The sequence below is a fragment of the Microbacterium oleivorans NBRC 103075 genome (assembly GCF_001552475.1).
GTDB classification, from domain to species: Bacteria; Actinomycetota; Actinomycetes; order Actinomycetales; family Microbacteriaceae; genus Microbacterium; species Microbacterium oleivorans.
Map to the genome: position 1 here is coordinate 175,436 of NZ_BCRG01000003.1, position 11,532 is coordinate 186,967.

Here is an 11,532-nt window from a genome sequence, read left to right on the forward strand (position 1 = left end):
TGCACACATTCGACGCGGACCCATCCACGCTGCTGATCGCCGGTCTGATCGCAGCCGCTTCACTGGTCGGGGTGACGAAAGAAGCGCGACGAGGACGCCGGTTAAGGCGCGCCACGCATCGTGACTGAAGCGCGACACCGCCGCCCTCTCTCTGCCTCGTGGCAGGGCGGGGGCGGTTCTCTGTTCACCGAAGCTGCGGCTGACTCCGATCCGATCTCCGAGACACGCCGCGGGGGGATGCGCGCAGGTCGCCACAGCTGAGACGTAGGCTCTGCGGGGCGGGGGCTCGCTCATCCCCCAAAAGAGCTTCACGACTTAGCGAGACGCGGTCCCCCAACCGCGTTGAGCCCCTCGTCCCCATCTGTCCCGTACATCGTTACGCTTTCGGCGTTGTTCATATCCTGATTTTTTGGGCCGACAGACGTCGACCACTGCTGACACGACAGAAGGCCGCCGGCCCTGCTCCGAGGGCGGATGTCGCGGCCGATCGCTCGTGACGGGTGGGCCCGAACGGCGGGACACGAACCCACACCGACGGTGAGGAGAAAGAATGCCGCCTGAACGGTGGCGTTCAGGCGGCATGGTCAACCATCGACGCTCAGTTCACCGGGTTGACGTTCTTCTTGCAGAGAATCTTCGCGTTCGCCCAGACGCCCTCGACTTGCCCGTCGGAGGGCGAGACGAGAGTGAGCCGGACGCGCATCGAATCGGCGACGCTGATCTTGACGGGTTGGGTCTTGCCGAGCTTCAGTTGCGCGGTGGCGCCCGCCGGCGTGACCCCGTCGACGCTGACGGTGCTCATGCCTGCGCTGTCGGAGGGCGAGTCGTCACTGATACCGACGAGTGCGGAGAGCGACTGGCACTGGAACGACACGTTGAATTCCGACCAGACAACGCGATTGCCGCGTGACTTTCCCAGAATCGCTTCGGGGTAGTACACGCCCGCCATAGTCGTGGGCCGGGAGCGGGGCTCCGCCCACCCCAGAGACGCCTTGTAGTCGACGACCTTCTGTCCCGCGAGCGGGAACCACTTCCACACGGTCGCGGCGCGAGTTGCGGAGGATGCAGCGCGGCTCTTGCTGCCAGCGAAGAGAACCCGATAGCTCGTCGCCCCCACACCGACGGCCTTCACCTTCGCCGCGTACGTCAGCTTCGTCGTCACCGTCGGAGACGCGCTCAGCGTCTGCCATTTGGTGCCGACCTTCGCTTGGACCTTCAGCTTCCACCCCTTGAGGTTGGCGGACGTCTTCCCTGAGATGACGATGTTCTCCCCGGCGACGATCGTCTTGCCGCTCGCGGGTGCGATCTTCGCGACCGTGATCGCCGTTCTCTGTGCCGCCATCGCCGGGCTCGGTGCGGCGAGCAGGCCGATCGCGACGGCTGCGGTGACGCCGGCGACCGCGAAGCGGGATCGCCAGGACGTAGTTGTCTGCATGATGATGCGTTCTCCCCAGAACATGCCGGAGACCCCAGTGACTCCGCGCGCTCGTAGCCTAGGGCTGCGCCGCGCCGCGCCGCCAGCGTTGTTTCGCGGCGCCGCAGTCGCTACCGACTCCGTCGAGCCTCGCGGGGAATCGAGGGCGCGCGTCGCTCGTCTGTGTGACGCACTCGGCTGCGGAACACGATCGCCCCGGCGATGACCGCGACGAGCGAGATGTTGGCCGCAACCCAAGCTGCGGCGATCGTGGACTCAGCGGGCATCGGAGCTCGTGTCGGGACGAAGGATCAAGAAACAGCCTCCGGTTGTGAGCAGGACAGGGCCGACCGGATCCGGTCAACACAGGATTCGGAGCCCTGAAGAGTTCGGATTGGCGTCTCGACAGCGATCCCGGTGTGCGATTTGTTCCCGGCTGGCTGCGCACGCTGCCCGTTGCGTACGCAGCTTCACCGGGATGCCGACGGCTCTGAGCGAGCGCGATGTCGGTCACGTTCGGTGCTCGCTCATCCCCTCAGTGAGCTCCACGATCATCGTGAGCGGCCCCCCAGCCGCGGTGAGCACCTCGACAGAGAATCATTCGGAGTCCGCGGGCGATCGGATTGGATGCCGTTCTCCTCCCGGAGCTCTGTCGCCCCGGCGGTAGCTACAGCCCCAGCTGCGCGCGGACGTCGGCTTTGATGACCTTGCCCGAGGCGGTGCGCGGAAGGTCGGCGACGATCTGGACGCGCTTGGGGAGCTTGTACCGGGCGATCTTGCCTTCGAGGTGGGTGCGCACCGTATCGGTGTCGATCTCCGCGCCGTCCGCGACGGTCACGACCGCGATCGGGACCTCGCCCCAGCGTTCATCCGGAACTCCGATGACGGCGGCGCCGGTGATGCCCGGGATGCCGCTGATCAGCGTCTCGACCTCGGCGGGATACACGTTCTCGCCGCCGGAGATGATCATGTCCTTCGATCGGCCGCAGATGTACAGATAGCCGTCCTCGTCCACGTAGCCGAGGTCGCCGGAGCGGAACCAGCCGTCCGCCGTCCGCGAGGACGCCGTGGCATCGGCGAGCCCGTGGTAGCCGAGGAACACGTTGGGCCCGGAGATCTCGATCTCGCCTGTCTGTCCTGCGGGCAGCACGCTTCCGTCCTCGCCCGTGATGCGGATGTCGGTGAAGAAGTGGGCGAGCCCGACACTGCCCTGCTTGAGGCGGGTCATCTCGGGGGACAGGGACGTGGCTCCCGGCGAGGTCTCGGTCATCCCGTATCCCTGCGAGAACGAGAGCCCGCGCTCCTCCCACGCGACCAGCACGCGCTCGGGGACGGCGGATCCGCCGCACGTCAGGGTGCGCAGGCTCGACACGTCGGAGTTTGCCCACGCCGGGTGATCAGCCATCAGCTGGTACGTGGTGGGGACGCCGGAGATCATCGTGACGCGGTGTCCCTGGATCAGGTCGAGCGCCCGGCCCGCCTCGAAACCTTTCTCGAGCACGAGCGTGCCGCCCTTCAAGAGGATCGGCAGCGCCCCCATGCCGAGGGACGCGACATGGAACAGCGGCGAGATCATGAGGGCGACGTCGGTCGACATCACGTCGTAGTCGATGATCGTGTTGAGCGCGACGGAGGTCAGGTTGTCGTGCGTGAGGACGGCGCCTTTGGCTCGTCCGGTGGTACCCGACGTGTAGATGATCGCGGCCGGCGCGTCCCCGTCGGAGGGGACGGATGCCGGGATGGCCGAAACACCCTCGATCGCGCGCGTGAGGCCGGGCGCGCCGTCGCGACCGGAGACACCGGTGCGGATCACGTGGGCCGGCGTCTCGCCCGCCGCCACCCCTTCGAGCCGGGCGTCGAAGCCCGGGTCGTGGATCAGGACCCGGGCGCCGCTGTCGCTGAGGACGTGCGCGATCTCGGGACCGGCGAGCCGCGTGTTCACCGGGACGAACACGGCGCCGAGGCGCACGGTCCCGAACATCGTCAAGAGGAACTCCGGGCTGTTCTCGCCCAGGAATGCGACTCGGTCCCCGGCACCCACGCCGTGCTCGGCCAAGACGGCGGAGACGCGCTCTGCGCCGTCGGCGAGCTGGGCATACGTGAGGTGCTGGATCTCGCCGAACATCACGGCGACCCGGTCGGGATTGCGGAGACGGCGGCGGGGGAGCCACGCGCCGAGGCCTTGCGTTTTCATCGTGTGCGCATTCCGTGAGATCTCGTCGTTGAGAGCGCAGGCGTCGGGTGCCCGCGGGGTGGTGCGGCCGGGAAGGATGCCCGGCCGCACCGCATCAGCAGAGCTGGATCAGCGGTAGAACCGGTACAGGCCGCGCGCGACGACGGCGGGCTTCGTGCCACCGTCGATCTCGATCGTCTGATCGACGGCGAGCTGGTAACCGCCGGCGACCTCGGCCACCTCGGCTACGACAGCGTTCATGCGGACGCGCGAGCCGACGGTGACGGGAGAGACGAACCGGACCTTGTCGAGGCCGTAGTTGACCTTGGTGCTCACCCCGGTGACGTCGAGGAGCTCGGTCCAGAACGACACGGCCAGCGAGAGGGTCAGGAACCCGTGGGCGATGGCGCTGCCGAACGGACCGTCCTTTGCGCGCTCCGGGTCGGTGTGGATCCACTGGTGATCGTCGGTCGCGTCGGCGAAGCCGTTCACGCGCTCCTGGGTGATCTCCAGCCAGTCCGACCAACCGAGGTCGGTGCCGGCGAGGCCGGCGATGTCGTCGTACGCGATGGTGGTGGTCATGACGTCTCCTTGTCGGGGTGGGGGAGGAGGCCGAACAGCCGTGCCGCGTTGTCGCGGAGGATGCCCGGCATCACCTCGGGCTTGAGTGCGGTCGCCTGGACATCCCGCATCCAGCGGTCGGGGGTGAGGAGGGGGAAGTCGGAGCCGAAGAGGATGCGGCGTTTCAGGAACGAGTTCGCGGCGCGCACCAGCTGGTCGGGGAAGTACTTCGGGCTCCAGCCCGACAGGTCGATCCAGGTGTTGTGTTTGTGCGTCGCGACCGAGATGGCTTCGTCCTGCCAGGGCACCGAGGGGTGCGCCATGATGATCGGCAGGTCGCCGAAGTCCGCGGCCACGGGGTCGAGGAGCATCGGGTTCGACAGTCCGAGCCGCAGGCCCCGGCCGCCCGGCATCCCCGCTCCGATACCGGTCTGACCGGTGTGGAAGAGAGCGACTGCACCGGCACTCTGGAGCACCTCGTACAGCGGGTAGTGCGTCTCGTCGCTCGGGTCGAAGCCCTGCACTGTGGGGTGGAACTTGAACCCGCGCACGCCGGAGTCTTCGATGAGGCGGCGCGCACGATCGACCGCGTCGGGCCGGTTCGGGTCGACGGATCCGAACGGGATGAGGACGTCGTTGTTGCGCGCCGCGCCGTCGGCGATCTCCGCGCTCGACAGCGGCGGGTGGTCGAGATGGGTCCCGGCGTCCACCGTGAAGACGACCGCGGCCATCTTGCGTTCGCGATAGTACGCGGCGACGCCGTCGATGTCGGGCCTCGGCGCGTCCGCGGCGAAGTACGCACTCGCAGCGGCGGCGAGGTCGTCCGGCAAGGACGCGTGGCCGTGACCGTCGACCTCGATGTGCACATGCACGTCGATCGCGGTGAGGCTCTCGACGTCGATCGCCGACTCGTAGCGGGTCATGTCGGTCAGGCGCTCGGCGTGGGCCGCTGCAGGTCTTCGGGCAGGGCCGGGAACTTCTCGCCGACGCTCTGCATGTCGCCCACGGCGTCGAAGAAGCCTTCGGCCAGTGCGTCTGCCGTCCAGCCGCCCTCGCGGTACGCCGTCGCGACGGGCTCGGGGTGGGACCACAGTTGGATGCGGTCGCCGCCGATCCCGATCGCCTGGCCGGTGACCCGGGCTGAGGCATCCGAGGCGAGGAACGCGATGAGGCCGGCGACGTCGTCGGACGTGCCGAAGCCGAGGTCGTGACGGAAGAAGTCCGGCATCGGCTCACCCGCGGCATCCGCCTCGACGGCAGCGGCGAAGTAGGGGACCGTCGCCGTCATGGCGGTCGCGGCGACAGGGATGACCGCGTTCGCGGTGATACCGGCGCGCGAGAGCTCGAGGGCCCAGGTGCGGACCATGCCGACGATGCCCGCCTTCGCGGCGGCGTAGTTGGTCTGGCCGAAGTTCCCGCGCTGGCCGGTCGGCGACCCGATGCAGATGACGCGCCCCGCGATCTCGTTCGCCCGCATGTACGAGGCAGCGGCGCGGACCGTCGTGAACGTGCCGCGGAGGTGCACGTTGATAACGGTGTCGAAGTCGTCGTCGCTCATCTTCCAGAGCACGGTGTCGCGCAGGACCCCAGCGTTGGTGACGACGATGTCCAGGCGTCCGAAAGTGGAGACAGCGGCCTCGACGAGAGCGTCAGCCGTCTCGGTCGAGCCCACGAACGCGGTCACGCCGGTGGCGCGGCCGCCGGCATCCTGGATCTCGCGGACCGCCGCGTCGGCAGTGGCCTCATCGATGTCGTTGATCACGACAGCGGCGCCCTGGCGTGCGAGCTCCTTCGCATACGCGAGGCCCAGTCCGCGGCCCGAGCCGGTGATGATGGCGACTTTTCCTGCAAGCGTCATGGTGACTCCTTCGTCCTGCGACCATGGTGGCACTCAATGATTGCAAAAGTCAATCATTGTGGAGACGTACGGGTTGCTACAGTGTCGGGATGACACCCGCGGCAGCTTCCGAGACCTCCACAGCGGGGCTCGACGCGAGTCCGCTCGTCGACGATCTGGGCTTCCTGCTCGCCCGGGCGAGCGCAACGACGCAGTCGCGGGGCAATGCGGCGCTCGCCGACCACGCCCTCCGGGTGCGCTCGTACTCGGTGCTCGCGCTCGCGGTTTCGGAGCAGCATCCGTCGCAGCGGGAACTCGCCGACTTCCTCCGACTCGACCCCAGCCAGGTCGTCGCGCTCATCGATGACCTCGAGAAGAGCGGTCTCGTCGTCCGCGAGTCGGACCCGCGCGACCGCCGGGCGAACGTCGTCGTCGCCACGCCCGCGGGCCGATCTGCGTACACGGCGGCGCGCGCCTCCGCTCGCGAAGCCGAGCAGCAGTCCCTCCAGGCGCTCAACGCCGCGGAGCGGGCCGAGCTGGCGCGGTTGCTGCGCATCGTCGCGTTTCCCACCGAGTCCTGACGCCGCTCACCACCCGGTGTCGAGCACGCGGGCGAGGGCGTCGACGAAGTAGTCGGCGGACCCCTGCGTGAGCACCATCGGCGGCTTGATCTTGAGCACGTTCTGGTAGTCGCCGGTCGGCTGCATGATGACTCCGAGTTCGAGCAGGCGCGAGCAGATCGCCTCTGTCTCGGCCGTCGCCGGCTCGAGCGTCTCGCGGTCGCGGACGAATTCAAGGCCGAGGTAGAGGCCCGAGCCGTGGACGCGCCCGACGATCGGATGCTCCTCGCCGAGTGCCTCCAGTCGGCGTTTGAGGTGGCGGCCGACTGTGTAGGCGTTGCCGGGAAGGTCGTCGTTCTCGATGACGTCGAGTACCGCCATGCCGATCACGGCGGAGACGGGTGAGCCGCCCGTGGACGAGAAGAAGTACCCTTCGCTCCGGTAGCGGTCGGCGATGTCGCGGCGAGTGATGACGGCGCCGATCGGATGCCCGCCGCCGATGGACTTGGCAACCGCGACCACGTCGGGCACCGCGCCCTGCTGCTCGAAGCCCCAGAACCATTCGCCCAGTCGGCCGAAGCCGACCTGCACCTCGTCGGCGATGGCGATGCCGCCGTGACGCCGGACCGCCGCGTAAACATCTCGCAAATAGCCGTCGGGAAGAGCCACGCCGCCGGCGTTGCCGAAGTACGACTCGCAGATGAATCCGGCGGGAGCCCGGCCCTCAGCGGCCAGCGCGTCGATCACGGCGACCGCTTCCGGAGCGTAACGGGAGGCATCCGCGCCCCGGTGCTCGCCGCGGAACGCGTTCGCCGCAGCGACCGTGTGCACCCAGTCGGGCCGTGTGGTGAGGGCGTTCGGGTTGTCGGCGATCGACGTCGAGATCGCATCGCTCGCGTACGTCCAGCCGTGGTACGCCTCGCGCATGGCGACGATGTCGGAGCGTCCCGTCGACGCCATGGCGAGTCGGACGGCCAAATCGGTCGCCTCCGAGCCGGAGTTGACGAAGAACACGGTGTCGAGTTCGTCCGGCAGCTTCGCCGCGATGCGCTCGGCGTACTCGGCGATCGCGTTGTAGTGGAACCGGGAGTTCGTGTTCAACAGGTGCATCTGCCGGGTGGCTGCCGCGACGACGTGCGGGTGGGCGTGGCCCACCGAGGCGACGTTGTTGACCATATCGAGGTAGACCCGGCCGTCGACGTCGGCGAGGTGCTCACGCCAGCCGCGTTCCATCTGCGGGGGCGTCGAGTAGTAATGCTCCTGGACCTCGGCGAGGACGCGGTGGCGCCGGTCGAGCACGTCGGCGGACGAGGTTCGGGATGCCGTGGGCTCGAGCCCGAGCGCGCCGGTCGGGTCGCCGGCGACGCGGCGCCACGCGGAGGCGAACTCCGGAGTCGTCATCGCGGGCGGAATCGGGCCCGCGGCGGGGTGCCGCTGGGCGAACAGGCGGGTCCGCGCCGGGAGCGAGGTGCCGTCGGCATCTGTCGGAAGTCCCGTGAGGCGAATCGCTTCGTCGCCGTCGGTCCACGTCAGAACGCCGTCCGAGAGGGTGACCGCGCCCGGTGCGAGCGGTGCGGCGGCGGCGAGCCAGAGCGTCACGCCGGTGGGGATCGTCGCCGCCTCGTTGCGCGGACGGACGGTCGATCCCGTGAGGACCGGCTGCCACGCCGGCAGGACGACAGCGCCTGCACCCAGGTCGAGCGCGCGGAGAGCAGCGTCGTCCAGAGTGCTCGGCCGCAGCCAGGCGCCCTCGTCGTTGAGCGGTGAGAGCGTCCCGGCATCGAGGTCGACGCGGGTGTCTGGGAGGGCGAGGACGGGGTCGGCCCGCCACGGCGCGGGTGCGACGGGCCGGCGGCCCAGCGCATCCCGGATGAGTTCCGTGACGACGGCGACCGGCGCGGCGGCGGCGCGCTCGAGGACGCGGAACTCCCGCTCGAGGGCCGTGCTGGCATAGTCGTTGTCCTCATCGAGGCGTACCTGCGCTCGACCACTGAGGACGAGGACCGCACCGCGGAGGACGACGAGTGGCCACAGGGCGACGATCTCGTTCTCGTCGAGCGGCCGGCGGGCGTGGAACGCACGGATCGCGGGCAACGCGCTCGTCACGTCGGCGCCATCGTGGTGCATCACGGAGGAGAGCGTCACAGCCAGCTCGCCCACGCGCCACGACTCCGCCACGTCGCCGAAGTCGATGACCGCGTCGGGGAGGTGCCCGGGGGCCGGCCGGAGGATGTTGTCGTCGGTGATGTCGAAGTGTCCCGCCTGCATCGGCAGGTCGGAGGAGACGGTGTCTAGGGTGGCCAGCGCCTCACGGACCGCCCGTTCGACGAAGCTCCGCACATCGGCATCCGGTTCGCCTGGAAGGAGCGTGTCGACGACGCGAGCGGCGTAGCGGAGGTCCCACTGCAGGATGCGGCCGCTCGCGCGGTGCGTGAAGTCGGCGAGTGCCGCGCTCACCCGCGCCGAGAGCTCGCCCATGCGTTCGACCACGGCGGGGGAGAGGTAGTCCGAGCCCATAAGGGTGCGACCCGAGATGTTCTCGATGACGCGCGCGTGGATGCGGCCCTCGGAAGAGTCCCACCAGGTCGACATCGGGCCGTGCGGTCCCGTGACGATCTTCGGGATGCGGAGCTCCGGGTCTCGTTCCGCGACGAGGGATGCGGCGGCGTCCTGCATCTCGATCTCGCCCTCGCTGAAGACCGGGTTGCTGAGCTTCAAGACGCCGAGCGGCTCGCTGGAGCCTGCCGGGAAGACGCGGAAATTCTGGTCCTGCTGGCTGCCGAGGGAACGAAGGTCGACCTCGATGCCGAAGGATGCCGCGAACAGCTGCGTCACCTCGTCGTCGCCGAGAGTCGGGGTGGGCAGTTCCACCTGTGCGAAGTAGTCGAAGACCTCGGTCACTGCAGCTCCTGATACGGGGGTGGGGAGGGAGAGTTCACCGGTCACAGGGGTGAATCCGGGGTGGTGGCGACGGCGCCGGCGACATTTCCGTCGGCATCGCGGACGACGAGTACGACGAGCGGTCCATACGGGGCGAGCCACTCACTGACAGGGTCGGCGTACGAGTCCGCCGAAACGAGGTGCGAACCCGAGAACCGCTGCCCGCGACGCTCGAGGTCGATCCTCGCACCGTCGACGTAGGCGGCGACGTCCTCGGCGAGTCCGCCTTCGATGACTCCACGCAGGTGGACGCGCGTGGCGCCCCCGGTGTCGACCGTCTCGACGCTGTCTACGCGGATGCACAGATCCCCGTCGGCGACCGCACGAGGCTCATCGAAGAGGGCTTCGTCGGGGAGCGGGGGCGTGCGAGGCGGCGCCATCCGGCGATCACCGAGAGCCTCGATCGCCGCGGCGAGCTGCACGAGTGTCGAATCGCTGTAGGCGGGACCTGCGATGGTGAGGCCCACCGGCATCCGTGTGTCGGCCATGATCCCCATCGGGACCGTCACCGTCGGGATGCCGAGATGCCTCGGTACGAGGTTGCCGTTGGACACCCAGACGCCGTTGCGCCAAGCGATCTCAGCGGACGTCTCATTCACATCGGCATCTGCAGGGCCGACGTCGGACGCGGTCGGGAAGATGACGGCGTCGAAGTGTTCGCCCTGCAGCCAATCTTCGAAGTCGACTCGGCGAGTGTGCTCCAGGCCGCGGAGTCCTTCGGCTACGCCCGCCACGCGCGTCCAGTCCGTCCGCCCGGCAGCGGCGGCGGAGACGTAATCTGCCAGGTCGTACGCGATGTCGAAGTGGTGCACACCGTAGCGGTCCTCGAGCGCGCCCGGCGGGGGCGGGAAGATCAGCGTCGGGTCGACGTCTTCGAGCCGGTTGAGGTGCGGGTCGTCGTTCTGGCGGAGGAACGTGTCGAAGGCGGCCACCGCGAGATCGCCGACTTCGTCGAGGAGGAAGGATCGCGTCACGAAACCACGGTCGACGAAGTCACGACTGTCGGCGTGCAGCTTCTCGTAGTTCTCGACGACCGGGAAGGCGGTCTCGATGATCTCGGCACCCGCAGCGGCGAGATCGTCGCGGAGGGACGACCACAGCTCCATGACCGAGTCACGCGTGCGGATGGGGATCGCGCTGTCGGGATCGGCGTTCACATAGATGCGCGGAACGGCGAACCGTAGCCCCCGCAACGGGAGGTCCTCGAGTGCGGCGAACGACTCCGGGCGCACATCGGAGGGGCGAGGAAGCGGCACCCACGGCTGCGTGCGCCAGAAATCGCCCTCGGTGTCGGGGTCGTCCGCGACCACCGCATCCAGCACGTGCCGCAGGTCCTCGATGGTCCGGGTGTGGGGGACGACGACGTCCATGGTCGGAACCAGCGGCCAATTGCCCCGGACCGAGATCACGCCGCGGGAGGGCGTGTATGCGACGAGCGCGTTGTTCGACGCCGGTGCGCGTCCCGACGACCAGGTCTCCTCGCCCAGACCGAAAGCAGCGAAGCTCGCCGCAGTGGCGGTGCCCGAGCCGTTGGAGGAGCCGGAGCCGAACGCGGACGCCAAGTAGTCGGCGTTGTAGGGGGACTCCGCGCGCCCGTACAGCCCGCGTTGCATTCCGCCTGCCGCCATGGGTGGCATGGTGGTCAGGCCGAGGAACACCGCGCCGGCGTCCCGCAGTCGTGCGACGGCGAAGGCATCATCACCGGCGATGAGATCGGCGAATGCGGGGGAGCCGGCCGCGACGGTCAGCCCGGTCACACGGTAGCTGTCCTTCGCGGTGAAGGGGATGCCGTCGAGGATGCCGCGGGACTCTCCGCGCGCGCGTCGCTGGTCGGCGGCCCGGGCTTCGCTGAACACCGCCGGGTTGATCACGGGGACCGAGGTGAGTCGGATGCCGCTCCGGTCGTACGCGCCGATCCGATTGAGATACCGCGCGACGAGCTCGACGCTCGTCATCGCGCCGCCCTCGAGGGCAGTGTGCAGAGTGGTGATGTCGGCTTCGACGACGCTCCGAGGCATCCCGTTCATGGCTAAAACATACACCGTGG

At 68.8% G+C, this 11,532-nt stretch carries 8 protein-coding genes and 1 pseudogene; 1 reads left to right on the plus strand and 8 read right to left on the minus strand.

Annotated elements, in window-relative coordinates; translation table 11 throughout:
• Positions 1-598 precede the first annotated feature (598 nt).
• The 6 genes from MO1_RS05280 to MO1_RS05300 all read right to left on the minus strand — a co-directional run bounded on the left by MO1_RS05280 (position 599) and on the right by MO1_RS05300 (position 6,006).
• Entirely contained in the window at positions 599-1,459 is an 861-nt protein-coding gene (locus tag MO1_RS05280) for an NPCBM/NEW2 domain-containing protein (protein ID WP_060915404.1), read from the minus strand.
• Positions 1,460-1,545: 86 nt separating this feature from the next.
• Complete coding sequence (locus tag MO1_RS14590) at positions 1,546-1,701, minus strand: hypothetical protein (protein WP_154673399.1); 156 nt, start codon at positions 1,699-1,701, stop codon at positions 1,546-1,548.
• A gap of 380 nt (positions 1,702-2,081) precedes the next feature.
• Positions 2,082-3,608, minus strand: a complete 1,527-nt coding sequence (locus tag MO1_RS05285) for an acyl-CoA synthetase (protein WP_060915468.1) — start codon at positions 3,606-3,608, stop codon at positions 2,082-2,084.
• Between the two features lie 108 nt (positions 3,609-3,716).
• Positions 3,717-4,169: a MaoC family dehydratase gene (locus tag MO1_RS05290; protein ID WP_060915405.1), complete on the minus strand. Its 453-nt coding sequence runs from the start codon at positions 4,167-4,169 to the stop codon at positions 3,717-3,719.
• Positions 4,166-5,071 (minus strand): amidohydrolase family protein, encoded by a 906-nt coding sequence (locus MO1_RS05295; protein ID WP_060915406.1) that lies wholly within the window; start codon positions 5,069-5,071, stop codon positions 4,166-4,168. The genes MO1_RS05290 and MO1_RS05295 overlap by 4 nt, the downstream gene beginning before the upstream one ends.
• Positions 5,072-5,076: 5 nt before the next feature.
• Positions 5,077-6,006 (minus strand): SDR family oxidoreductase, encoded by a 930-nt coding sequence (locus tag MO1_RS05300; RefSeq protein WP_060915407.1) that lies wholly within the window; start codon positions 6,004-6,006, stop codon positions 5,077-5,079.
• A gap of 89 nt (positions 6,007-6,095) precedes the next feature.
• On the opposite strand from MO1_RS05300, the gene MO1_RS05305 reads away from it, so the two are divergent.
• On the plus strand, positions 6,096-6,566 hold the full coding sequence (locus tag MO1_RS05305) for a MarR family winged helix-turn-helix transcriptional regulator (protein WP_060915408.1): 471 nt from the start codon (positions 6,096-6,098) through the stop codon (positions 6,564-6,566).
• 6 nt (positions 6,567-6,572) lie between these two features.
• On the opposite strand, the gene MO1_RS05310 is transcribed toward MO1_RS05305, so the two are convergent.
• Both MO1_RS05310 and MO1_RS05315 read right to left on the minus strand, forming a co-directional pair.
• The gene (locus MO1_RS05310) at positions 6,573-9,446 is read right to left on the minus strand and encodes an aminotransferase (RefSeq protein WP_060915409.1); all 2,874 of its coding nucleotides are present in this window, start codon (positions 9,444-9,446) and stop codon (positions 6,573-6,575) included.
• Between the two features lie 389 nt (positions 9,447-9,835).
• Positions 9,836-11,503 (minus strand): annotated as a pseudogene (locus MO1_RS05315) (amidase); the annotation flags it as partial.
• Between the last annotated feature and the right edge of the window lie 29 nt (positions 11,504-11,532).

Excerpts from the sequence above, each read along its gene's own strand:
- MO1_RS05290 (WP_060915405.1), bottom strand. The coding sequence starts at position 4,169 with ATGACCACCACCATCGCGTACGACGACATCGCCGGCCTCGCCGGCACC.
- MO1_RS05295 (WP_060915406.1), bottom strand. The coding sequence starts at position 5,071 with ATGACCCGCTACGAGTCGGCGATCGACGTCGAGAGCCTCACCGCGATC.
- MO1_RS05280 (WP_060915404.1), bottom strand. The coding sequence starts at position 1,459 with ATGTTCTGGGGAGAACGCATCATCATGCAGACAACTACGTCCTGGCGA.
- MO1_RS14590 (WP_154673399.1), bottom strand. The coding sequence starts at position 1,701 with ATGCCCGCTGAGTCCACGATCGCCGCAGCTTGGGTTGCGGCCAACATC.
- MO1_RS05300 (WP_060915407.1), bottom strand. The coding sequence starts at position 6,006 with ATGACGCTTGCAGGAAAAGTCGCCATCATCACCGGCTCGGGCCGCGGA.
- MO1_RS05285 (WP_060915468.1), bottom strand. The coding sequence starts at position 3,608 with ATGAAAACGCAAGGCCTCGGCGCGTGGCTCCCCCGCCGCCGTCTCCGC.
- MO1_RS05305 (WP_060915408.1), top strand. The coding sequence starts at position 6,096 with ATGACACCCGCGGCAGCTTCCGAGACCTCCACAGCGGGGCTCGACGCG.